Source organism: Bacillus sp. MC1252 (assembly GCF_056838025.1).
Window position 1 is genome coordinate 3,402,626 of sequence record NZ_CM166369.1, and the last position, 23,616, is coordinate 3,426,241.

The window sequence follows — 23,616 nt, forward strand, 5'->3', positions numbered from 1 at the left end:
TGTATCTATCCGCTCAGTTTGCTGGTGACAGCCGCCTTTATTTTCATCATGATGCTCCTTTTCCCCTTTTACTGGCTGCGTGGACGGTAAATATTCATATTATGCATCAAATGCTTCCTTTAATAAACGATACGATGTGAGCCGATCTTGCATATGATGTGTGATGGTCACAGCGATCAATTCATTTGTATGATAAGCCTTTGCTAGTGCTGTAAGCTGCTGTTTCACAGAAGATGGCGTCCCAACCACCATCCTCTTCCGATTGGCAGCCACTCGTTTTTGTTCATATGGACTGTAGGAATAAGCCTGTGCATCTTCATATGAAGGAAATCCCCCAAGATTCTGACCCTGTTCATTGGCTAGTAAGGATAAATCTAGGCTGACAGCCAGCTTCTCTGCCTGCTCCTCTGTTTCTGCACATAAAACGAAGACCGCAAGATTGACGCGCGGCTCATCACCGAATGCTGAAGGTTCAAACCGGTTGATATATTGCTCCACAGAGTCTTCTCCGCCTTCACCATTAATAAAAAGAGCAAACGTGTAGCCAGCACCTGCTTTCGCTGCAAGCCTTGCACTCTCTCCAGATGAACCAAGCATCCATACCTCTGGTGCGGTTTCTACCTTCGGAGAAGCGGTCAGGTGAGGCAGCGGGTAGAATTCATCCGCTAGATCATGTAAATAGACCTTCAATTCTTCTACCTGCTCAGGATACTGATCACCTAGACGCTTTCGCTCACCATGATGAAGTGCAATGGAGGAAATCGGCATGCCACCAGGAGCACGTCCAATCCCAAGATCAATTCTGCCAGGAGCTAAGGCTTCGAGAACCCTGAAGTTCTCTGCTACTTTATAGGCACTGTAGTGGGGAAGCATGACGCCTCCTGAGCCAATACGTATGTTCAACGTAACGGCTGATAAATGGCCGAGAAGCACCTCTGGACTCGATCCTGCAAGCCGATTTGAAAAGTGATGCTCTGATACCCAAAAACGGTGATAGCCCCACTTTTCTGCCTGCTTTGCCAGCTCAACGGTTTGTCTCAGCGCTTCAGCAGGCGTTGCATCTCCAATCAAAGGAGATTGATCCAGTATACTTAATCTCATGATGCTGCACCTCTTACAGAAATCCCCCTCTCTCAATCGAAAGGGGGATGTCATTATTTATTTTCGATTAAAGCCCTTCTCTTTCACAAAATCTCCAAGGAAGGCACGCTTTGGCTTGCTAAAGCCCCGAAGCATCTGCTCAGACCAAGTATCTTTTCTATCGCCGTTTGTTCGTTCTTCATAATATGCTGAAATACGATCATCGTATTCTTTTAAATAACGATCCACATGGGCTTCATCTTGCTGATATGAGTTTTCATGATAAATCAGTTCAACTGGCAGCCGTTCCTTTTGTGAAGATTGATTGGCTGGATGTCCGACAACTAGACCAAATAATGGCAGCACATAGGAAGGTGTTTCAAGTAATTCAGAGACTTCTTTCAGCTGATTACGCAGTCCACCGATATAGCAGATCCCAAGTCCCATTGATTCTGCGGCTACACTGACATTTTGCGCAGCCAATGCCGCATCAATCACACTAATGAGGAAGGCTTCCGTATTTTCAAGCGCCTCCTGATGGTTCTTACCTGCTTTTTGAGCAATGTAATCGTGACGCTTCAAATCTGCACAGAAGACAAAGAAATGCCCATTCCTCTCAACGTATGGCTGATTCCCAGCCAGTTCAGCAAGCCTCGCCTTCTTCTCCTGATCCGTTACACCAATGATGCTATATGCCTGCACATAGCTTGATGTTGAAGCAGCCTGTGCGCTTTTGACAAGCGTCAGCACCTCTTCCTTTGTCAAACGCTCGTCTGTAAACGAACGGATGGATCGATGATTTAATATGGTTTCTATCGTTTTATTCAATTCGTAGACCTCCTTCACTCCTTCTATCATAAGACAAAGACATATTGCTTTTCAAAAATTAGAACTCGCACAAAAAAGACAGCCTATGCTTAGACTGCCCTTTACCCATTTTATTTAAATAAATAACTTTGATATTTCGTTAATTGAACACTTGCGTTATATGCGATCCCGAATCCAATGAGAACAGATAAAACAGAGCTTCCCCCGAAGCTGATAAATAAGAGCGGAATTCCAGTTACAGGCATCACGCCTATGTTCATCCCAATGTTCTGGAACGTATGGATCACAATGAGTGCTGTATATCCCACACAGAAAAATGACGCAAATCGGCTATAAGGATGGATACGGTCGATCAGTACGACAAGCCGGTAGATCAGGAAGAAGAACATGATCACAACAAATGCACAGCCGACAAAGCCAAAGGCTTCTCCTATAATCGAGAAAATCATATCTGTTTGTGCTTCTGGGACATAGACTTTTAAATTCTTAATGCCATTCCCAAAAATTTGACCTGCACCAATGGCCATGATGGCTTGATCCACTTGATATTTATCAGACCCAGATGCATCCTGTGTCTGCGCCTGGTTAGCTGAAGTAGAACTATCGGGCAGCCAAGCGGTAATCCGGTTGATTTGATACTGCTGAATTCCAATTTTTTGCGCAAAATCAGGGAAGAGAATAATCACGGCTAACACAGCGGCAACTAATAGCACAACCACTGAACCGATAAGAGAGATCAATTTCCAATTGACCCCAGATAAAAACACCATCACGACGACAATAAACATACAGACAGCAGCCGTACCCGCGTCCTGCATAAAGATGAGTCCAACTGGTACAGCAGCCACCCCGGCAATTTTTAATAGAAGAAAAACATCATCCTCTAATGTCCGCTTTCCTCTAGGGGTTGCCTTCCCAATAACAGAAGCAAGCATCATAATCAAACCAATCTTCATGAACTCTGAAGGCTGAAATGTTCCAACTCCCGGCAACACAAACCAGCTTTTTGCACCATTTTTAATTGGAGCAAAATCATGACCTGCAATTTGCGCCGGAGCAACTTTCAATAGAATTAACAGCATAATGCCGCCTATAAAAATATATAAGCTCAGCTTTTCTAATTGCTCGAGGTCAAAGTAATTAATGGCCACAATACATATCACCCCGACCATGTAGTAAATGATCTGTCTGGTCCATGCATTAGATCCATACTGCCCAAATTGACCCGCAGCATAAATAGCGATGACACTGATGGCAAAGAAGGCTAAAAATATAAAAATCAAATCTCCCTGATAGTAAGGAGATGTATTCTGCTTGTTCATGAACTAACCACCCTTATTACAAAACATAAAAGCCCTTATTTATATTAGATTGAAATTTTCACAAAAGCAACTCACTTTAAATATGACGGAAGATACGTCCAAAAGGTTCCAATCAATTTTCTAAAAATGAAATACTTTTCATCCTAACAATAGGAAAAAATTCCTTTCCACTCTTTCATTTCAACCCATCACAAGTCCTTTAAAAAGATTATTTTACAGATGTTAAGGGGAAAATTCAATGACCTATGTGGCGATATGACAAGCAAACATCAAGCCAGCATAAAGATGTACTGAGGAATGAGGAAAAAACCATTTTCTACGGAATAAGGCCCATTTCCCATTTATTGAGTTTACTTCAAAGTCAATTGTGGTATAATACTTGTAACAAAATGTTCACAATATCTCCTAAAAACAGACACAATTGCATCCTGACCTCTCATTTGATTTGAACATCAACTAACAAAGGAGTTGGATACGATGGATATGTTCTTTGCGTACCTCTGTATTGCAACGGCTACACCCCTGTTTTTATGGCTAGAAAACAGAAAAATCGCATTAGCTTCAATTCCACCTATTTTGATTATGTGGATTTTCTTCGGTCTTTACATGACAAGCAGTTTATCTCCAACAGGACATACCTTCATGATCGCATTCTTTGCCATTAACGTAATTCTGGCTCACATTGCAGCGTTCCTCATCTATGGACTTCCATTCATTCGCAAAAGATTCAGCAGCAGATAGATCTCGCACCACCAATTGGAAGCGCTATCGCAATCATCATAAAAACCACTCATCTATCAAAGATGAGTGGTTTTTTATTATTGATCTGAATGCTCAGACTGCTTTGGCGCAGACGGTGAATATCCGTCTTTGCTGTTCTCTCCGTGGCTGTAGTGAGCCGCGAAGATCCAAACAGATCCGATGACGAAGATAATCGCACAGAATAGACCAAACAGTGTATTTCCGACTTGAACAGTCCCGTTCTCGCTCTCTGTCATATGCATGAACATGAACAGCTGCAAGAATGCTTGAATGAATGCAAAACCAAAGATAATCCATAGTTTTGCGGCACTGCCAATTTCAGCTCCAATGGCAATCCAGAATGCTAAGATTGTTAGCACGATGGATAGGATGAAACCAACTACGTGTTTCCAAGGGAAGTGATCGTGCTCTGCTGAGGAATGAGTTTTTCCAGCCATATCACAAAAGCCCCCCTAATCCGATCAAGTACACAGCTGTGAAGATGAAAATCCATACAACATCAAGGAAATGCCAATACAGACTTGAAATAAAGATCTTCGCTGCTGTTTGTGGAGTTAAACCACGTTTTTTAATTTGGAACAAGACCCCGGTAATCCAGAAGATACCGATTGATACGTGTAGTCCGTGAGTTCCTAAAAGAACGAAGAATGCAGACCAATACGCACTTGTATGGATGCTGGCACCCTCGTGTACATAATGGAAGAACTCATAAATCTCAAAGCCAACGAAGCCTGCACCTAGAAGTAGTGTAAGAATTGTCCAAATGACAACCCCTTTTGTACTTCCACGGCGCATTTCATGAACGGCAATCCCACATGTAAATGAGCTCACTAATAGCAGGAATGTCATGATCAATACAAGCTTCATATCAAATAGCTCAGCTGGTAAAACGCCGCCAGCTGTTCTGCCATGAAGAACAAAGTAGGTCGCAAAAAGTGTTGAGAATAACACGATTTCCGCGCCAAGGAATATCCAGAAACCAAGGATGTTTAAACGTCCGGTTTCAGACTGATATTCAAGCGGTGCATTTGCATAGCTGCTATCATTATGTCCCATTACTTCTGCGCCTCCTTATTCTTTTTCTCTGTTTCAATCACTTCTTCAACAGGAATGTAGTAGCCATCGTCATATTCAAATGAACGTAAAATCATTGTTGCGAATACACCGATTAAGCCGATAACGCCAATCCAGTACCATTCAAATACAAGACCGAATGCACCAAGTCCGAAGAATGCAGACATGATCAGTGGTCTGCCTGAATTGTGCGGCATGTGAATTTTCTTGAACTCTTTTTCTGGATGAACGTCCACATTGTTTTTCTTCCAATGATGGAATGCATCTGGTGTTGTCACTTCTGGAAGTGCTGCAAAGTTATAATGCGGCGGAATTGCAGAAGATGTCGCCCAGTCAAGTGTACGTCCTTCTCCCCAGCTGTCTCCAGACACTTCACGTTTTGCGTGTCTCCAGCTGTAGTAAATGTTATAGCAAAGGATGATGAATCCGATACCCATCATGAATGCACCAATTGTTGAAATAAAGTTTAGTGCAGTCCAGCCATCTTCTGGTCCATACGTATAAATACGTCTTGGCATTCCTTGCAGTCCTAAGAAGTACTGCGGGAAGAAACAGATATTGAATCCGATCATGAATACCCAGAAGAACCATTTGCCGATTCTTTCGTTTAACTTGTAGCCAAACATTTTTGGATACCAGAAAACGAGACCAGCGAAACAAGCAAATACAGTACCTGCGATTAATACATAGTGGAAGTGGGATACAAGGAAGTACGTATTATGGTACTGGTAATCCGCAGCTGCCATCGCAAGCATAACCCCAGTTACACCACCGATCACGAAGTTCGGGATGAAACCAAGTGCCCAAAGCATTGGTGATGTAAAGCTGATACGGCCGCGATACATCGTAAAGAGCCAGTTAAAGATTTTAACACCTGTTGGTACAGAAATCGCCATTGTTGTAATCGAGAAGAATGAGTTAACCGCTGCACTGTTCCCCATTGTAAAGAAGTGGTGAACCCACACAAGGAAGCTCAGAACAGAGATTGCCACAATCGATACAACCATCGCTTTGTAACCAAACAACTGCTTTCTTGAGAACGTCGCAAAGATTTCTGAGAAAATACCGAAAGCCGGCAGGATCACGATATATACCTCAGGATGTCCCCAAATCCAGAAAAGGTTCGCCCAAAGCATTGGCATACCGCCTGCTTCGAGTGTAAAGAATGCAGAACCGAATAAACGATCAAATGTCATAAGTGCTAAAGCAACTGTTAATACAGGGAAAGCGAAAACGATGATGACAGACGTAATCAATGTTGTCCATGTAAACATTGGCATACGCATAAGTGTCATACCTTTTGTACGCATTTTTAAGATGGTCACCATGAAGTTAATACCTGTCATCAGTGTACCAATACCTGCAATTTGGAGCCCGAGCAAGTAGTAGTTTTGTCCAGGTCCTGGTGAGAAATCATTTCCGGCGAGCGGCATGTAACTCGTCCAGCCTGCACTTGGTGATCCTCCAATAACGAAGGAAATGTTGAACAGCATTGCTCCGACCATGAATGTCCAGAAGCTAAGGTTGTTCAAATACGGGAATGCAACGTCACGTGCACCAATTTGAAGAGGAACAACGACGTTGATTAAACCAATTAAAAATGGCATCGCCATGAATAGAATCATGATCGTACCATGTGTTGTGAAAATTTCATTATAGTGGTTGGAATCTAAAAACGTATTATTAGGAAGCGCCAGCTGTGCGCGCATCATCAGTCCGTCTACCCCACCGCGGAAGAACATAATCACAGCAGCAAGGATATACATGATCCCTAGCTTTTTATGATCAACTGATGTTAACCATTCTTTCCAGAGCCATTTCCACTTTTTGAAGTATGTTAAAACAAAAACGATGGCAATGGAAGTAAGAGCGATAGAAATTTGCGCACCAAGAATTAATGGGTCTCCAGTTACAAAAAACTCATCCCATTTTAAATGCATAACGGCCTCCTCCTTTCCTTAGTCAGTTTATTCACTATCTAGTTTTCTTTTATAGTTCTTCACATTCTCGAAAGGATCTGTTTTGGAATGCGGAGAAACTGATTGATAACCTAAACGTTTGCGTGCTTGGAGTGCATATTCAGAGTCCTCCCCATGCTTCGCAAAAGATAAATGTGTTGATGAGAATGTCTGCACATCTGCTGCATCAGGAAGCATCAGGATGTCATACGTTTTCTTCGTTAACTTTGGTGCTTCTTTTTTCGTTTTGTTTACCCATTTATCATAGTCAGACTGCATCATCGCATTGACTTTGAATTTTTGCTGAGCAAAGCCCTCACCTGTGAAGTTGGCGTTTCTTCCTTCGTATGTGCCTACTTCATCAGCTTGAAGATACTGTTCCATTTCCATTCCAGCCATCGCATACTTCTCCCCGCCTAGCTGAGGAATCCATAGTGATGCCATTGTATCAGCGGAAGTGATTTTGAATAAAATCGGCTGATCTTTTGGAATGTTTAAGTAGTTCACTGTTTCAATATTTTCCTCTGGATAACTAAAGATCCATTTCCAATCAACTGCTGTAGCATAAATGACAAGTGGATCTTTATGGCTTGTTGCTTGAGGTGCCTCTTCCAAAGAGTAAATTGTTTTGACAGTTGGAACTGAAAGGGCAGCAACGATTAATATTGGGATCACTGTCCAGACAACTTCTAGAAGCGTATTCCCGTGTATTTCTGGGTTGTAAGAGGCGTTTCCAACGTCCTTACGCTCACGGTATTTAACCAAAATGATGGTAAACAGTACAAATACCGCGCCAACGATAAAGAGCATGAATCCGATAGATAAAAGGATTAAGTCTTTTTGTTGTGCTGCGACAGGTCCTTTAGGATCTAAAACAGCGATATTGCTGCAACCTCCTAATACAAAAACACTCACGAGCATCGCTAATAAAAGCATAGGTTTAATGGCTCTGAACAAGAAGATCACCATCCTTCCTTAGATAATGTATAAATTGCTGAATAATTGTGAAAAGCCATCTGCCTTCGAAAACTTTTCTTCCCTTTGTAATGCTATCAAAATCTGTAGAAGTTAGCTTCCCTTTTTTCAAAAGTTCATTTATTTTTCAACAGATTTCTATTAAAATGTCATAAATTCGACATAAATTTATATTATTGCACACACACTAAATTTCTAGGAATTTGAAAAGTTGAGAGTTGAAGGCAAAGGACATACAATCTAGAAATTTGTCAAATTTAGGTTTACCACAATAAAAAAGTTTGGTCAAATTTCAATTTAACTTAATGAAATTTTATCTAGGTAAACAATTTCGAGATAGGCATCCCCACATTTAACAAAAACCTTACTCATTTTAACGCAAGTTCACAAGAAAAGAAAGGATCGATCTTCAGCCTGTGCGCTGTAACAATTGGTAATGCTGATGAATAAGTGGAATCTCACTAAAGACTTCCAGCAAAAAACCGGCTCATCGCCGGCATCCTGCATTTATTCATCTCTTACCAAGATGTCAGGTCGTCTATAGATGTCCCCTTCATGCTCGATGTCAATGTACGTCCACTTGCCCGTATAGGTTAAAAAGCGATTCTTCTCTTTTTCTACTACCATCGTATCCTCTGATTTCAGTCCAGGCAATGAAGGGTTCCATGTATACACTTGATAAAGCTGAACCTCCTCCTTCGATGAGGGAACGGCAATGATTTCTCTAGATTCAAAGCCCGTCTTTCCCCCTTGGTGAAGTTTTTTCCAACTATCTGAAAATCCTTCTTTTTCGTACTGAGCAATTCCTGCCTTCAGTACATTTCCAATGGTTTTTCCGGGACGGGTAGCCGCATTCATGACCGTGTCAATTCGCGCAAGCCGTTCCTTGTTCTCTTCAAGCTCCTTCGGAAGCTGACCAAAGTAAACGGATCTTGTCACATTGGCCACGAGTCCGTGCCGTTCAGCACAAAGCACAACAAGTGCATGCTTTTGAAGCGCCTTTTCTGTTGGAATCGGATGACGGTATTGATGGATACGGTCATCTGTTGCCACGAGCAGCACTTCAATCGTCATGCCTTGCGCAATCGCTTTTTGGGCGACAAGCGAAGCGATTTCATGCTCCGTTTGCCCTGGAACGATTTCTTTACAGACACTCTCTACAATAACAGCTGTTTCATGGCAAAGGGTTTCATATTGACTAAGCTGTGATGCCGAAAGGATCGATCGAACGTGCGACAAATCTGGCTCGATCCACTCAAACCCTTCCAATTGAATGTCTGCCCCTATTCGTTTGCCTTTTGTGAGTGTGTGAATGTAGGGGGCATCATCCTCATACCAATCCATTGTGACCACTTGAAAGGGATGGTCGAAATACGCCATTTCTTCTTCAATGATCCGCTTTTCTTCCATTTGATTCACAATCAGGACAATGTCGTCTTTCAACACGAGCAGCTGACACACGCCCTCTGGCGTGTTTAACACAATGTGATTCCTTCTTCCTCCTGTGAGCCAGGAGAAGTTATTTCTCTTTCGAATCAGGACACCGTCGAGTTGTTTTTCTTCCATTAAGGTTCTTACCTGTTCAATCATCTAATCACCTGCCTGTATGGAGTGTTTGAATGAAACGTTTAAAAGCTGTTTTCCCTTGCTCGGTTCTTTTAAACACACCTGCCTGCGCGAGAATACGAGAGAAAATATAGCCGATTTCTTTTTGTAAAACAGCTTCTGTATTGTCCTCTGTGAAGGTGTTCTCTTCAAGCAGGCGCTTCGCCCATGCTTCGTGCTTCATGATTGCAGGGCGGGCTTTGATTTCTTCAAGTGGTTTTTTGGACAGCAGCGCCGCCTTTAACTGGCTTAATTCCTCAGCTAATCTGCCAGGAAGGACGGCAAGACCCATCACTTCAATTAACCCGATGTTCTCTTTTTTAATATGATGGACCTCTTCGTGCGGGTGGAAGATCCCGTCTGGGTGCTGTTCATCTGTACGGTTATTACGCAGCACTAGATCTAATTCATAGTCATCCCCATGACGGCGTGCGATCGGTGTAATGGTATTGTGCGGAGTCTCTCCTGTATGAGCGATCAGCCCCACTTCTTCATCTGAATACATTTTCCACTCGTTTAAGATAAAGTCCGCTGCGCCGGCGAGCGTTTGCCGGTCGTTACTTTGAAGCCGAATCACAGACATCGGCCATTTTACAATGCCAGCCCTCACATTTGGAAACACTTTGAGTGAAAAGACGTCTTCCATCTCTGCTTTCGCCATCGGAAATTCATGAGCACCGCCTTGAAAATGGTCATGGCTTAATATACTGCCTCCAACAATAGGAAGGTCGGCGTTCGATCCAATGAAATAGTGCGGGTATATAGATATGAAGGAAAGCAGACGTTCAAAGGTCTTTTTTGTGATGTTCATCGGCTCGTGCTCGCCCTTGAACACAATACAATGCTCGTTGTAATACACATAAGGTGAAAATTGCAGAAACCACGATTCGTCTGTGAGCGTGACAGGGATAATCCGGTGGTTCTGTCTCGCTGGATGATTGATCCGCCCCCCAAACCCAACGTTTTCTTTACAAAGCAGACAAAGAGGATATTGCTTTTGACTGAGCTTCTTGGCTTCAGCGATCGCTTTTGGATCCTTTTCCGGTTTCGATAGATTAATAGTGATTTCCAGCACACCGTCATCTGTTGTTGTAAACCACTGAACATTTTTGGCGATTCTGCCTGTATGAATATAATGTGCATGCTGCTGCATCTCATAGAACCAGCTTGTGGCAGCCCTTGGTCCTTCATGCTTGCGTTTCTCTTCAAACTTCGCATAGATAACACTTGGAGGCGCCACCAAGCAGCCCATGATTTTTGCATCTAGTAAATCACGATACGTATCCGTCCCCTCAGGAATAAGGCCTGTTTCTACTGCCCACTCCAGTATCGGCATTAAGATGTCTTCAATGTCGTTTCCAGCTGAGACCGTCCTTGCTTCAGCGTCATCGAGCTCAAGCACCTCAAGCAGTCGATTTCTCGTATAACCGATATCTAGTGGTGTAATCAGCTCTTTATTGATCCCATATTGAATCAGCTGTTCCAGCTTTTCAAAAATATCTATCATCATTCCCTCTGCCCCCTCTCTTGCCTGCCTGTTATGCTTTATTCACTTTGGTAGCCTTCTGGGTGTTTCTGAAACCAATCCCACGCACTTTGAATGATGGTGTGAAGATCTGCATATTGAGGCTTCCAGCCCAATTCTTGCAGTGCCTTTTCAGAAGAAGCAATCAGCTTTGCGGGATCTCCCGCACGTCTTTTGGCCACCTGTGCCGGGATGGCATGCCCCGTTACTTCCCTTACGGCTTCTACGACCTGCTTCACAGAGAAGCCTGTGCCATTTCCTAAGTTGTATGTCGCACTTCCCTTTCCTGCACGCAGACGATCAACGGCTAAGATGTGCGCCTCAACTAAATCCATGACATGAATGTAATCTCTGATACACGTGCCGTCCTCTGTCTCATAATCATCACCGTAAATCATGATCTGATCCCGTTTTCCTAAAGCAACTTGAAGAATAATCGGAATCAGATGTGTCTCAGGCTGATGATCTTCACCGACAAGCCCTTCTGTATGAGCACCGGCTACATTAAAATAGCGAAGCACAACGTATTCCAGGCCATATGCTTGCTCACACCACTTCAACATTTTTTCAATCGCTAGTTTCGTTTCTCCATAAGGATTCGTCGGGTTGGTCTCATCCGTTTCAACAATCGGCACACGCTTTGGTTCACCGTACGCGGCAGCGGTTGAAGAAAATACGATGTGCTTCACATCAAATTCATTCATCACCTGAAGTAAAGTCGTTGCCCCTCCGACGTTGTTGTCATAGTACTTGAGCGGGTCCGTCACACTCTCACCAACAAGTGAATCTGCTGCAAAGTGCATCACCGCTTCAATTTGATGCGTTTGAAAAACCCGTCTTAAAAAAGCTTGATCTCTTAAATCTCCCTCTTCTAATACAGCTCCCTCTACAACAGCTTCTTTATGACCTGTCTGCAAATTATCAACTACCACCACTTGTTCGCCTTTAGCTAAAAGAGCCGCTACCGCATGACTGCCAATGAAACCTGCTCCTCCACAAACTAAAATTGTCATCAATCTTCCTCCTTCGTTAATTCTCTTGCGCCGCCTCCAATTCCAGCTGTGTAAAAGGAGGCTTGAATGCCCGTTTTTTCTTGATACACCGCACCTGTTTCTTCTATAAATGAGTCCAGCAGCTCTTCTTTCACAATGCTGATCGTGCAGCCGCCAAAACCTGCTCCTGTCATACGAGAGCCTATCGTCCCAGGATGAAGCCAAGCAGCTTCAGCAAGTGCATCTAGTTCAAGTCCAGTCACTTCATAATCATTCTTTAAAGAAAGATGAGAAGCCTTCATGAGAGCACCTAGTTCTTCCATTTTATCATCTTTCAGAAAATTTACTGCTTTCATGGTCCGCTCGTTTTCCGTCACCACATGTCTTGCACGTTGGCGGCACGTGTCATCTTGAATCAAGTGGGCATGCTGGGCAAATTCTCCCGCAGTGAGCTCACATAAATGCGCAATGTCCATTTCTTTTCTAAGGTCGTTTAAAGCAGATTGACACTCTGACCGGCGTTCATTGTATTTGGAGTCTGCCAGTGTCCGCTGTTTGTTTGTATTCGCAATCACAAGCACCAGCCCCTCTTGCCGAAACGGACTGTATTCAAAGGCAAGGGTGTCACAATTGAGTAAAATGGCATGATCTTCTTTTCCGAGGGCAATCGAAAACTGATCCATAATGCCGCAATTGACGCCAATGAAGTCATTTTCTGCACGCTGCGAAAGAAGGGCAAGATCAACATGTGATGTGCCGAATGAAGACCATTCATTGATCAAGACAGCTGTGACGAGCTCAATGGAGGCAGATGAGGACAGCCCTGCACCATTTGGAATATTGCCGCCGTACACGATATCAAAGCCTTCTTTGATATCCATACCTGCTTCTATAAACTGATTGAACACTCCCTTTGGGTAGTTCGCCCAGCCGTCCGATTCTGCGTAAGCAATTTCAAAAAGGTCGAATTCTTTCACACCATCTTCTTCAAAGTTTAAGGAATACATTCTGACGCGTCCATCTGACCGTTTTGCACCGGCAGCATACGTACCGAGAGTGAGCGCGCAAGGGAAGACATGACCTCCATTGTAATCGGTATGTTCACCAATCAGATTCACCCTCCCTGGGGCGAAAAAATAACGAAGTTCTTCTTTATCTCCAAATTGCTGGTGAAATGCTGCGCGTAACCTATCGATCATATCCATTCCCCTTTTCTCTTCTGATAATCTTATTTTAGTTGCCTCGACAGCGGAAGTTCAATGGTAAAAAAACCGTTAAAAAATACCCTTTTTTTGCTGTGGAATGGTACGATGTGATATGAGGTGTACCATGATTCAAAATAGAAAAAGGTTGTTTTTTGCTGTGAAGGGGGATTTCCAATTTGAAGAAGGAAGCATTTGCATTTCGTTTTCACCATTCTGATGTTACATTGCCAGCGCAAATATGGTCTGTTGGCTGGGAAGTTCAATCATCTTCGTTATACAGCTGGAATGGCGTAGAGCGGAAGGATCAGGGCAAGTGCATCTTTCAGCTCACACTGTCTGGACATGGCATGATCGAAATCGGACAGAAGCGATTCAAAGTATTGCCGGGGCAGGCCTTTCTCGTGAAAAGCCCAAGTGCCTATCAATATTATTTTCCAGAGGACAGTGAGCATTGGGAATTTCTATATTTGACGCTTTACGGGGAAGCCTGTGATCTTTGCTTTGATCAATTTATGGATGAAGGAAAGCAGGTCATGCGTTTTCATCCAAATTCAAAACCGATCCGCCTGCTAAAGAAAATTTATGATGAAGCCAGTGAAAGACGGATTACCAATCCATTTGAGGGGTCTAGCCTTGCTTATCAATTTGTCATGGAACTGTATTCATATTTGCCAAAGCTTGAGGGACAAATGGAGAAATGGCCTGAGCCCATCGTCCAAGCAGCCTTGTTTGCAAGCCATCATTTTCACGAGGAAATTGGCCCAGACGATATGGCAGCTGCGGCACGTTTATCCAAAAGTCATTTTACGAGGGAATTCAAAAAGGCAACTGGCTTCACACCGATTCACTACTTAACCAATATTCGATTAGAAAAGGCGGAAACGTTACTGAAAACAACGAAATATTCGATTGAAGAAATCGCCATACAGTGCGGCTACCGAAATGCGAATTACTTGAATAAAGTCTTTCGAAAAAAAATCGGCATGTCTCCAAAGCAATTGCGGGAAACAAGCGATGCATAATAAAAAGCAGCCGCTTTCAATTGGCTGCTTCTTTTACGCTTTCGTCAGATCAACACGAATTCTCCCTTGTCTTAAAACAATGGTCATTTGCGTGTCAGGGGTCATTAAGTTTTCTAAAATGTCTGTTGCCGTTTGAAGCGCAATGTCCATGCGGTTGATCTTTTCCTTTTCTTGTTCTGAAAACGCTTCTGGATGTGCGGTCATTTCTTTGACTAGCCTCAGCACTTGTTCATGCTGCTTTTCTGTTTGTTGATATATGGCATCATATAATTCGTCTGGCCTGCTGCTCATTTCACATCACCTATCTTTTTTCATGTGTTAAATCGCATCTTCTTTTGTTTTCTTAAAGACGAACCATTTACTGGCGACATAATTGACCACCACAATCACAAAGTTGACAAGAATTTTTGCGACAGTTTCATTGAGCGCCATTTGGCTCACAAATAAAATCATCAGCCCTAGATCTACACCTAGAGACATGAGACGGACACTAAAAAATGAAGAAAGCTCACGCATAAGACTTTTTGTGTCACGAGCCTTTTGCTTGAAGACATACTTCTTATTGGTGATATAAGCAAAGAGAACAGCAAATACCCATGAAACAACCGTTGCTGTTTTATAATCCATGGAAAACATCTCAACGAATAAATAGAAGCTGACTATGTTGACAATGGTTGTGCACACACCCATAACAAGATACATGACAACTTCTTGATACTTTTGAAAAAGGCTATACATCTCTTTCTTCATTCCTTCTTGGTGGTTTCTGTTTCTTTTAGAATACCATCTTGAGAAGAACTTCCCAAACGAACAATATGTGCGTCCTGCAAAGATGAAATTTGTTCTAATTGATGGCATATGTCAACCTAATCGGTTTATATGAGTCAAATGATTTAGGTCTTTATCATTATTTTAATTTATAATCTTTTAACTGACTTTACAATTGTTTATTATTAGAAGTAAGAAATCAATAATTTTGGGTTTTTTAGTCATTTTTTTAGGGACGTGGTAGGTGATAGTTTTTACAAAATAGGTTAAATGTCATCATTTTTCGACAAAAATCTAATTTGTGCTGTTTTCACTCACACGTACAGTTACTAGACGGTTTATTCAAGTCATTGGTTGCAGATGAATATGTCTTATTGAACTGGAGGATATTATGGATACGCAAGTGAAAAGAAGAGTTGACGAAGAGTGGGTTTATTTGATTCAGGAAGCGAAAAAAATTGGACTAGGCATCGAAGAAATACAAGCTTTTTTAACATCCAACGGTGATCAGAAGATGATAAACAAACCGTAAATCAACGCCGTTATCCTTTGTCTTTCAGACTGCTTTGGCTAAAAGTTCTGACCTTTCAATTGACCTTTTGAAAATCCTTTCATGACGATACGCTACAATAATTGAACACCTCTTTATACCAATCCCTTCCACTCAATGGGGTTCTGTCTTTCTATATTAGGAGGACAGTCCGTTTCCCGTTCTTTATATGATCTCTTTTTAACTGCCATTCATGAAAATTGCCCTTCTCTTATTATAAAACCAAGCTTCCCACCCATATAGTAAGCATGAGAACAACGAGAAAAAAGAAAGGTGGGTAGTGCATGAGTTCAGATTCCCTTTCCTATTATCACCAAAAAAAGGATCAGTATTATCACGGTGTAAACCCTGTCATCGTCAGCCGTATTCGTGAGGAATGGACGTCTATTTTGGATATCGGATGCGGCACAGGCAAGCTTGGAAAAATCCTTAAACAAAAGGACCGGACCATTTACGGGATTGAATCTTTTGAGAATGCAGCAAAGCAGGCTGAGCAGGAGCTAGATCATGTTCTATGCGGCAATATTGAACAGATGGCTCTCCCTTATCAACATGAACAATTTGACTGCATCATTTTCGGAGACGTACTCGAACATTTATTGGACCCGTGGGCTGTTTTAAAAAAGGTCAAACCCTTCCTTAAAAAAGAAGGTGCCATCCTGTCATCCATTCCGAATATCGGCCATATTTCAACGGTTTTAGAATTACTAGCCGGCAGATTTTCTTATACAGATGCAGGGTTAATGGATCAAACCCATTTACGTTTCTTTACCCTTCACGAAATTCATGCACTCTTTCATTCAGCGGGTTTTCGCATTCGCGAACTTGAAGCCATTCGCGTACAGCACCCTTCCTATGCGAGTGTGATGGATGATTTACATGAATTACTCGTGAAGCACGGCATCCGTTTTGATTTTAACGAAGCAGCTACAGCCTATCAATATGTGGTTGAGGCGGTTCAATTCAATGAGTAACCCCACTATCCTTTTTGTTTTATGTGTGAATGATGAGTCGATGTTTCAGGCTTGCTTCCGGCAGCTCGCTTCACTTCCTGCTCCGCATGGTTATCATGTGGAGGTCTTGCCGATTAGACAGGCATCCAGTATGGCCTCTGGATATAATGAAGCCTTCGCTCATCCTGCTCAGTTTAAAATATATCTTCATCAAGATACACTGATCGTCAAACAGCATATGCTCCTCGAGCTCATCCCCCTTTTTTTGCAAAATCCGTCACTTGGCCTGCTTGGGGTGATAGGTGCAGAAAGTGTGCCTGACAATGGGATTTGGTGGGAGAGCCAGGATTGCAGGGGGAAAGTGATTGAATATCGGCACGACACCTATCAGCTGCTTTCGTTTGAATCGGGTCGTCAACAATCGGAGACCCAAGATTATATCAAGGCTTCGGCTATTGACGGTCTTTTTATCGCGACTCAACATGATATCAGGTGGCGTGATGATCTCTTTGACGGCTTTCACTTTTATGATGTATCGCAGTCTTTTGAATTCGTGAAGCAAGGATATGAGATCGGGATCGCAAGACAAGAAGAGCCTTGGTGTATACACAAATGCGGAGATCATTTTGACGCAGAAGCATATGAAAAAGCGAGACAAACATTTCTTGCGAATTATCGGTAGAAAGCACCCTTTTCGGGTGCCTTTTTTATGATATACTGTCATAAACAACCAGATCGTCTCATATGCATTGGAGTACCTTGTCCCTAATTCGTACAAAGGAGGAAACAATGGCAGACAAAAAAGTTCATTATAAGAAGGTTGCCGCTTCAGAGGATTTTCGAAAACTTCTTGAGGAAAAACGCAGATTTATCGTACCGATGACGATTTTCTTTTTTCTCTTTTACTTTTCACTTCCGGTTGCTACATCCTACTTCACCTTTTTGAACACACCGGCAATTGGTGCTATCTCATGGGCTTGGTTATTCGCCCTCACACAATTTGTCATGACATGGGTTTTATGTGGACTTTATGCGAAAAAAGCGGCTCAGTTCGACAAATATGTAAGCGCTTTAAAAAACGAATCGAGAGGTGATGACGAATGAGCATGACCGCTTTTATTTTATTCGTAGCGATCGTAGGGCTCACATTGGTCATCACATATTTTGCTGCGAAGAAAACAAGTAGTGCGAGTGATTTTTATACAGCAGGCGGAGGTCTGACAGGGTTTCAGAACGGTCTTGCCATCGCAGGCGATTATATGTCCGCTGCATCATTTTTAGGAATCGCCGGAATGATCGCGTTAAATGGTTTTGACGGTTTTTTCTATAGCATTGGTTTTCTTGTGGCGTATCTTGTCGTTCTTTACGTTGTGGCCGAACCACTTCGAAATCTAGGGAAATATACGATGGCAGATATGATTGCTGCACGATTTAAGCGGCCGGCCATTCGAGGGGTTGCTGCCTTTAACACGATCACGGTATCTACTTTTTATATGATTGCACAGCTTGTTGGAGCAGGCGCATTGATTAAACTGCTTCTTGGCATTGATTATTGGATCGCCGTGTTGATCGTGGGTGTCTTGATGACCATTTATGTGGTGTTTGGCGGCATGATTGCTACCAGCTGGGTACAAATCACAAAGGCCGTTCTCCTCATGATTGGAACCTTGATCATTTCACTGCTTGTGTTTGCAAAGTTTGATTTTAGTCTGCTGAAGATGTTCGAGCAGATGAAAACAGCGACCCCTCTCGGCGAGTCGTTCCTACATCCGGGAAATAAATATGATGTGCCATTGGAAACCCTGTCTCTGAACCTTGCCCTAGTGCTTGGTACGGCTGGTTTGCCACATATTTTGATCCGTTTTTATACGGTAAAGGATGCCATTTCCGCGCGAAAATCTGTCCTTTCAGCCACTTGGATCATCGGGATTTTTTATTTAATGACGGTTTTCCTTGGCTTCGGTGCCGCTGCCTTTGTCGGATCAGAAGCGATCACAGCAGCCGATGCAGCAGGGAACATGGCCGCACCTATGCTCGCACAAGCCCTTGGAGGAGATTTCTTATTTGCCTTTGTTTCCGCAATCGCCTTTGCGACCATATTAGCTGTGGTGACAGGACTCGTATTATCCGCCGCATCTGCTTTTGCCCATGATTTTTATAGTCAGATCATCCGCAAAGGGAAAGCGAGTGAACGAGAACAGGTCAAGGCCGCACGCTTTGCTTCAATTGGCGTGTCCATCCTCTCCATCGTCCTTGCGTTATTTGCCCAGTCCTTAAACGTCGCTTTTCTCGTGTCTCTTGCCTTCGCAGTTGCAGCAAGTGCGAATTTACCATTGATTATCTTCACTGTCTTTTGGAAACGATTTAACTCCACTGGCGCCATTGCAGGGAGCTTAACGGGTCTTCTGAGTGCACTTATCATCGTATCGCTCAGCCCAAGCGTCTGGGACCCATCGGGAGCAGCCATCTTCACAGGCGAGCCACTCATCCCGCTGTCAAACCCAGGGATTATCTCTATCCCACTTGGATTCCTTGCCGCTTACTTAGGCACCATTTTCTCCTCTGAAAAAGCAGATGAAGAGACCTTTACAGAAATTCAAGTAAAGGCACATACAGGCATGCATATGGATACTGATTCATAAGGAAAAGCCGGCTGCTCTGCCGGCTTTTTAATAGCGCTGGAATAACTCTGGGTTTTTCGGAATGTTTTCTAAATAAATGATTTTCCCTTGATCGTCCAGTTCCGCAATGTCAATTCCTTCTGCTGTATATACACGGCCATTCGTGAGCTTTCCGCAAACAGCCCAGTTTGTTTCATACTTTCCATCTTCTCTTTCCACCCATCCATCCCACATATGCTTAATGTCTTCATGTACGTGAAAGAACGTGTTCAAAAATTGTGTAAACTCTTGAATACCAGGCTTTTGAGCGCCATTTAAGACAATCATGACATCGTCAGAAAACAACGCCAGCAATTCGTCCATTTGCTCCTGTCCTTTTCCCGCCTCATCATATCGGCGAAAATACGTATCGAGCACTTTCATTGTTCATTCTCCTTTATTTACCTGTCATTTCGAAAACAATCGAACAATAAGATTGTACACAATTGTTTCTTTCCTGTCTATTTTTCCCCAAATAAGAAAAGACATGAATGGAGTCATTCATGTCTTAGACTGTTGACAAAGGGCTAAAATGATTTTTATTTTAGCCCTTTGTCTTCTTTTCAGCGTGATAGAAAACCTTTGCAGTCTAGGAAGGACGAGTACCGGAGCGGAGCGAATTTGACATTCGTGAGCACCGGCACGCAGGACTGACACCGAATGCGAGGGTTTGTCTACACGCTGAGACATGAATGGAGTCATTCATGTCTTCTACAGATTAAAGAGATGCTTTTTCTGATACAACAAGTGATTTTAGTTCTTCTGCCGCTTTTTTTGGATCCGTGCTTTGGCTAATGGCGCTAATGATGCTAATGCCATCTGCTCCTGCTTGTATGACTGGTGCAGCATTTTCATATGTGATGCCGCCAATCCCAACAATCGGAATATGAAGACCATGATGACGTACTTCGGTGATCAAAGACACACCTTGGACACTGCGTGTATCCTTTTTCGTCTCTGTTGGGTAGACCGGACCCATCCCGACATAATCTGCCCCGTCCTTCATCGCTTGTTTCACTTCATCTATATGATGAGTGGACACGCCTAATAGTTTATTTCCGATCCTCTGCCGCACGTCTTGTGCATTTGTATCTTCCTGACCAACATGGACACCATCTGCATCAAGATCTACCGCTAGCTGTACATCATCATTTACGATAAAAGGGACATTCGCTTCTTGGCACAGGGCTTGTATGTCCCGGGCCAATTGTTTCTTCTCTTCACCTTGCAGGGCTCCTTCACCCTTTTCACGAAATTGAAACATGGTGATCCCGCCTTGAATGGCTTCTTTCACGACATCAAGCGGATGCCTGCTTGTATTCGTTGTTCCCATAATAAAATAAACCGATAATTGCTGTTTGATTTGCTGTTGATCATCCTTTGTCATGCGAAACTCCCCCTATTTTCCCTAACGTGATCACATCATCGCTATTTGTGTTTGATAATGCGTTTAACAATTCTATTTGAAAGGTTCCTGGTCCACTCCCTTTTGTCTGCTGAGCAGCCTTTTCAGCTGCGACACCATAAAACAGCAGAGCAGCTGCCGACGCATGAAGTGGCAGTTCACCCGTTGCACAAAATGTGCCGATGACAGATGTGAGTAAACAGCCAGTCCCTGTCACCTTTGTCAGCCATTCATGTCCATTATGAATGGACAGCACCTCATCTCCATCTGACACTACATCGACTTTTCCTGTGATCACCACAACGGTCTGAAATACTTTTGCCGCTTGCTTCGCTAATGCAGATACATCCCCATTCGTCTCTTTCGCATCAACGCCTTTTGACTGCCAGCCATCCACTCCGAGTAAATGAGCGATTTCAGCAGCATTTCCTCTCACAACGGATATCTTTACTTGCTGTAACAGCTGTTTCGCCGTTCTCGTTCGAAACGTTGTCGCACCTACCCCAACAGGATCTAATAGAACAGGTACACCTTTTTCATTAGCCGCTTGTCCTGCAATGACCATAGCCTCCACAGTGTCCTTTGTCAGTGTGCCAATATTGAGAACAAGTGCATCCGCTAATTGCGCCATTTCGGCGACCTCCTCTTTGGCATTTGCCATGACAGGAGAGGCACCTAAAGCAAGCAGTCCGTTGGCTGTAAAATTCGTCACGACTTGATTGGTGATGTTATGGACAAGTGGATTATTTGCTCGAACTTTCTCTAGTAGATTAGATGCGCAGCTTATTTTCATCAGTATCGTCCTCCCTTTTACTCAGCATCCCAGACATAAGATTTAGTATGCTTTAACCATTCTCTTGCTGCAAAGGACAAATAGCGGTCCTTTCGCCAAATAACACCCAAATGCCATGGGATAGATGGGTGTAAGGAAATAACCTTTACCTTTTCAGGATCAAGATCTCGGCAGATCCGTTCAGGGAGAAGCCCGATCCCAAGGTTCTCGGCTACCATTTCACTAATGAAATCCCATTGAGACGTTTCATAAATGACATTTGGCCGGAACCCTGCATTCATACATTCATTCAATATTCGGCTGTGCAAAACAAAATCTTCTCTAAAGAAAATAAAAGACTCTTCCTTCAAATCAGCTAAATGCACCTCATCACGCCCTGCCATCGGATGCGATGGATGCGTCACAAGCTTCATGTTCTCTTTAATAATGGTGTACGTATGAAAAATTTTATCATTTGCAGGCAGAACAATGACACCAATATCTAACGATCCATCCTCGACGCCTTCCTCAACTTTAATAGAGCCGTGCTCAACCAATTGAAATGTGACATCTGGATACTGCTGGCGGAATTCTCCCATGACATTTGGGAAGAAACTTGACCCAATCATGGGCGGCAGCCCTATTCGAATATGCCCTTTTTTTACATCCATTAAATCATTTAATTCACTCGTTAAATTCTGAAATGATTGGGTGATTTCACTTGCCTGTGTATACATCGTTTGTCCAGCATCTGTCATTTCAACCTGCCGGCCGTTCCGGTAGAACAGCTGCACCCCCAGCTCATCCTCCAGGTTTTTGACCATCTTGGAAATGGTCGGCTGCGACACATAAAGGGATTGCGATGCTTTCGTGAAGCTCTTTAACCTTGCCACTTCTAAAAAATATGTTAAATGTCTGATGTCCACATGGCTCATCCTTTCTATAGACAAAAGGAATAATAACTATTCGATATATGTATTTTACCTATAATAGAGCGTGCTGTACACTTTAAAGTAAGCTCATCAATTGGAACGTTGTCATGTTTTTGTGAAACAGTGAACAATTTATATAGAAAAAGGAGTGAACAGAAAGTGCAATTGCTCAAAACGCCGCTGATTGCTACCCTTCAGATTATGGCTTTATTTGTTTTTGCGAAATTGATGAATGTGCTGGCGGCCTTTTTGCATTTAAGAATTCCGGGCACGATCTTAGGCATTCTTGTCATTTTCTTATTACTTCATTTTAACATCATTAAATTAAAATGGATTGAACTTGGCGCCGTATGGCTGCTCGGAGAACTGCTGCTCTTCTTTATCCCGTCAGCAGTAGGTGTGATTGATTATGGAAAATTGCTTTCTCAATCTGGCACAAGTATTGTCCTTGTCGTCTTACTTAGTACCTTTGTGGTCATGCTCTCGACTGGCATGATGACGCAAATGATTGCGAAAAGAAAGGAGCGAAAAAAGCTATGTTAGTTGGCGGACTATTTCTGATCTTAACGGTTCTTTTATATCTCGGATCAAAAGCGGTGTACAAACGGCATCCGAAAGTCTATGTTTCTCCGTTACTTGTGACTCCGCTTGTCCTTGTGGCCCTGCTGTTAATCGTAAACATTCCTTACGATGCTTATAATCAAGGCGGGAAATGGCTCACGAATATGCTTCAGCCTGCGACTGTTGCTTTTGCCATTCCTTTATATAAGTATTTTCACATTCTGAAGAAGCATGCAGTGGAAATTATTTTGAATGTGGCTTGCGGTTCTGTCATCGCCATCTTATCAACGGCATTTATCGCCAAATTGTTTCATTTGGACACAAGCCTTATTGAGAGCCTTGTCCCAAGGTCGATCACAACACCAGTGGCAATGAGTGTGTCAGAAATGATCGGCGGCATGCCATCCGTTACGGCTGTATTCGTCATTTTAACGGCACTGTTCGGTTCGATCATCGGTCCAATGGTCATCCGTTATTTCCGCATTGATAATGACATTGCAATGGGCGTCCTGCTTGGTACAGGTGCACACGGGGCAGGAACATCGAAAGCCTTTGAATTAAGCTCTGTCTCAGGTACAATCTCAAGTGTGTCAATGATTATTTCCGCCATTATTACATTATGTGCAGCGCCTATCCTCATGTCGTTCACCTTATAAAAAAAGCCATT

At 43.0% G+C, this 23,616-nt stretch carries 26 protein-coding genes; 9 read left to right on the forward strand and 17 right to left on the reverse strand.

Translation table 11 applies throughout. From position 1 onward, the window contains the following. Positions 1–99: 99 nt before the first annotated feature. The 3 genes from ACYH0L_RS17570 to ACYH0L_RS17580 form a co-directional block, all read right to left on the reverse strand. Positions 100–1,104, reverse strand: coding sequence for an LLM class flavin-dependent oxidoreductase (locus ACYH0L_RS17570; RefSeq protein ID WP_249704851.1), 1,005 nt, complete (start codon positions 1,102–1,104; stop codon positions 100–102). A gap of 54 nt (positions 1,105–1,158) precedes the next feature. After that, positions 1,159–1,908, reverse strand: coding sequence for an oxygen-insensitive NADPH nitroreductase (nfsA, locus tag ACYH0L_RS17575; RefSeq protein ID WP_367307873.1), 750 nt, complete (start codon positions 1,906–1,908; stop codon positions 1,159–1,161). A 110-nt stretch (positions 1,909–2,018) separates the two neighbouring features. Further along, positions 2,019–3,230 (reverse strand): FtsW/RodA/SpoVE family cell cycle protein, encoded by a 1,212-nt coding sequence (locus tag ACYH0L_RS17580; protein ID WP_099728023.1) that lies wholly within the window; start codon positions 3,228–3,230, stop codon positions 2,019–2,021. A 477-nt stretch (positions 3,231–3,707) separates the two neighbouring features. Between ACYH0L_RS17580 and ACYH0L_RS17585 the strand changes: the two genes are divergently transcribed. Then, positions 3,708–3,971 carry a spore morphogenesis/germination protein YwcE gene (locus ACYH0L_RS17585; RefSeq protein WP_034321979.1) on the forward strand — a complete coding sequence of 88 codons (264 nt, stop codon included), beginning with the start codon at positions 3,708–3,710 and terminating at the stop codon, positions 3,969–3,971. A 77-nt stretch (positions 3,972–4,048) separates the two neighbouring features. On the opposite strand, the gene qoxD is transcribed toward ACYH0L_RS17585, so the two are convergent. From qoxD to ACYH0L_RS17625, 8 genes are all read right to left on the reverse strand, one after another. Beyond that, positions 4,049–4,429 carry a cytochrome aa3 quinol oxidase subunit IV gene (gene qoxD, locus ACYH0L_RS17590; protein WP_099728024.1) on the reverse strand — a complete coding sequence of 127 codons (381 nt, stop codon included), beginning with the start codon at positions 4,427–4,429 and terminating at the stop codon, positions 4,049–4,051. A gap of 1 nt (position 4,430) precedes the next feature. Continuing rightward, positions 4,431–5,048: a cytochrome aa3 quinol oxidase subunit III gene (gene qoxC, locus ACYH0L_RS17595; RefSeq protein WP_099682291.1), complete on the reverse strand. Its 618-nt coding sequence runs from the start codon at positions 5,046–5,048 to the stop codon at positions 4,431–4,433. Continuing rightward, on the reverse strand, positions 5,048–7,006 hold the full coding sequence (qoxB, locus tag ACYH0L_RS17600) for a cytochrome aa3 quinol oxidase subunit I (RefSeq protein ID WP_034321971.1): 1,959 nt from the start codon (positions 7,004–7,006) through the stop codon (positions 5,048–5,050). The genes qoxC and qoxB overlap by 1 nt, the downstream gene beginning before the upstream one ends. Before the next feature lie 27 nt (positions 7,007–7,033). Then, a complete protein-coding gene (gene qoxA / locus ACYH0L_RS17605) occupies positions 7,034–7,990 on the reverse strand; it encodes a cytochrome aa3 quinol oxidase subunit II (RefSeq protein ID WP_099728052.1) in 957 nt (318 codons plus the stop codon). A 516-nt stretch (positions 7,991–8,506) separates the two neighbouring features. After that, complete coding sequence (locus ACYH0L_RS17610) at positions 8,507–9,589, reverse strand: M24 family metallopeptidase (RefSeq protein ID WP_099728025.1); 1,083 nt, start codon at positions 9,587–9,589, stop codon at positions 8,507–8,509. A gap of 4 nt (positions 9,590–9,593) precedes the next feature. After that, positions 9,594–11,114, reverse strand: a complete 1,521-nt coding sequence (galT, locus tag ACYH0L_RS17615; protein ID WP_482354185.1) for a UDP-glucose--hexose-1-phosphate uridylyltransferase — start codon at positions 11,112–11,114, stop codon at positions 9,594–9,596. A 35-nt stretch (positions 11,115–11,149) separates the two neighbouring features. After that, positions 11,150–12,142 (reverse strand): UDP-glucose 4-epimerase GalE, encoded by a 993-nt coding sequence (gene galE, locus ACYH0L_RS17620; RefSeq protein WP_482354186.1) that lies wholly within the window; start codon positions 12,140–12,142, stop codon positions 11,150–11,152. Next, entirely contained in the window at positions 12,142–13,320 is a 1,179-nt protein-coding gene (locus tag ACYH0L_RS17625; RefSeq protein WP_437124978.1) for a galactokinase, read from the reverse strand. Before ACYH0L_RS17625 ends, galE begins: the two co-directional genes overlap by 1 nt. Before the next feature lie 182 nt (positions 13,321–13,502). On the opposite strand from ACYH0L_RS17625, the gene ACYH0L_RS17630 reads away from it, so the two are divergent. Continuing rightward, positions 13,503–14,348: an AraC family transcriptional regulator gene (locus ACYH0L_RS17630; protein WP_099728029.1), complete on the forward strand. Its 846-nt coding sequence runs from the start codon at positions 13,503–13,505 to the stop codon at positions 14,346–14,348. Positions 14,349–14,381: 33 nt separating this feature from the next. On the opposite strand, the gene ACYH0L_RS17635 is transcribed toward ACYH0L_RS17630, so the two are convergent. Both ACYH0L_RS17635 and ACYH0L_RS17640 read right to left on the reverse strand, forming a co-directional pair. Then, positions 14,382–14,639: a hypothetical protein gene (locus ACYH0L_RS17635; RefSeq protein ID WP_008345502.1), complete on the reverse strand. Its 258-nt coding sequence runs from the start codon at positions 14,637–14,639 to the stop codon at positions 14,382–14,384. A 27-nt stretch (positions 14,640–14,666) separates the two neighbouring features. Next, positions 14,667–15,050: a GtrA family protein gene (locus ACYH0L_RS17640; RefSeq protein ID WP_012011676.1), complete on the reverse strand. Its 384-nt coding sequence runs from the start codon at positions 15,048–15,050 to the stop codon at positions 14,667–14,669. A 457-nt stretch (positions 15,051–15,507) separates the two neighbouring features. On the opposite strand from ACYH0L_RS17640, the gene ACYH0L_RS17645 reads away from it, so the two are divergent. From ACYH0L_RS17645 to ACYH0L_RS17665, 5 genes are all read left to right on the forward strand, one after another. Further along, positions 15,508–15,648, forward strand: coding sequence for an anti-repressor SinI family protein (locus ACYH0L_RS17645; RefSeq protein WP_008345506.1), 141 nt, complete (start codon positions 15,508–15,510; stop codon positions 15,646–15,648). Positions 15,649–15,950: 302 nt separating this feature from the next. Then, positions 15,951–16,640, forward strand: coding sequence for a class I SAM-dependent methyltransferase (locus ACYH0L_RS17650; RefSeq protein WP_230030561.1), 690 nt, complete (start codon positions 15,951–15,953; stop codon positions 16,638–16,640). Next, a complete protein-coding gene (locus tag ACYH0L_RS17655) occupies positions 16,633–17,301 on the forward strand; it encodes a glycosyltransferase family protein (protein WP_256499104.1) in 669 nt (222 codons plus the stop codon). The genes ACYH0L_RS17650 and ACYH0L_RS17655 overlap by 8 nt, the downstream gene beginning before the upstream one ends. A 107-nt stretch (positions 17,302–17,408) precedes the next feature. Further along, positions 17,409–17,723, forward strand: a complete 315-nt coding sequence (locus tag ACYH0L_RS17660; RefSeq protein ID WP_256499105.1) for a DUF485 domain-containing protein — start codon at positions 17,409–17,411, stop codon at positions 17,721–17,723. After that, positions 17,720–19,261 (forward strand): solute symporter family protein, encoded by a 1,542-nt coding sequence (locus ACYH0L_RS17665; protein WP_099728034.1) that lies wholly within the window; start codon positions 17,720–17,722, stop codon positions 19,259–19,261. The genes ACYH0L_RS17660 and ACYH0L_RS17665 overlap by 4 nt, the downstream gene beginning before the upstream one ends. Before the next feature lie 27 nt (positions 19,262–19,288). Here ACYH0L_RS17665 and ACYH0L_RS17670 read toward each other — a convergent pair whose 3' ends face one another. The 4 genes from ACYH0L_RS17670 to cidR form a co-directional block, all read right to left on the reverse strand. Next, positions 19,289–19,663 (reverse strand): nuclear transport factor 2 family protein, encoded by a 375-nt coding sequence (locus ACYH0L_RS17670; RefSeq protein WP_099728035.1) that lies wholly within the window; start codon positions 19,661–19,663, stop codon positions 19,289–19,291. A gap of 334 nt (positions 19,664–19,997) precedes the next feature. Next, on the reverse strand, positions 19,998–20,666 hold the full coding sequence (gene thiE / locus ACYH0L_RS17675; protein ID WP_249705349.1) for a thiamine phosphate synthase: 669 nt from the start codon (positions 20,664–20,666) through the stop codon (positions 19,998–20,000). Then, on the reverse strand, positions 20,653–21,477 hold the full coding sequence (gene thiM / locus ACYH0L_RS17680; protein WP_099728037.1) for a hydroxyethylthiazole kinase: 825 nt from the start codon (positions 21,475–21,477) through the stop codon (positions 20,653–20,655). Before thiM ends, thiE begins: the two co-directional genes overlap by 14 nt. A 17-nt stretch (positions 21,478–21,494) precedes the next feature. After that, positions 21,495–22,382, reverse strand: a complete 888-nt coding sequence (gene cidR / locus ACYH0L_RS17685) for a cidABC operon transcriptional activator CidR (protein ID WP_099728038.1) — start codon at positions 22,380–22,382, stop codon at positions 21,495–21,497. A gap of 165 nt (positions 22,383–22,547) precedes the next feature. Between cidR and ACYH0L_RS17690 the strand changes: the two genes are divergently transcribed. Further along, positions 22,548–22,931 carry a CidA/LrgA family holin-like protein gene (locus ACYH0L_RS17690; RefSeq protein WP_099728039.1) on the forward strand — a complete coding sequence of 128 codons (384 nt, stop codon included), beginning with the start codon at positions 22,548–22,550 and terminating at the stop codon, positions 22,929–22,931. Continuing rightward, the gene (locus ACYH0L_RS17695; RefSeq protein WP_249705351.1) at positions 22,925–23,605 is read left to right on the forward strand and encodes a CidB/LrgB family autolysis modulator; all 681 of its coding nucleotides are present in this window, start codon (positions 22,925–22,927) and stop codon (positions 23,603–23,605) included. The genes ACYH0L_RS17690 and ACYH0L_RS17695 overlap by 7 nt, the downstream gene beginning before the upstream one ends. Positions 23,606–23,616 lie beyond the last annotated feature (11 nt).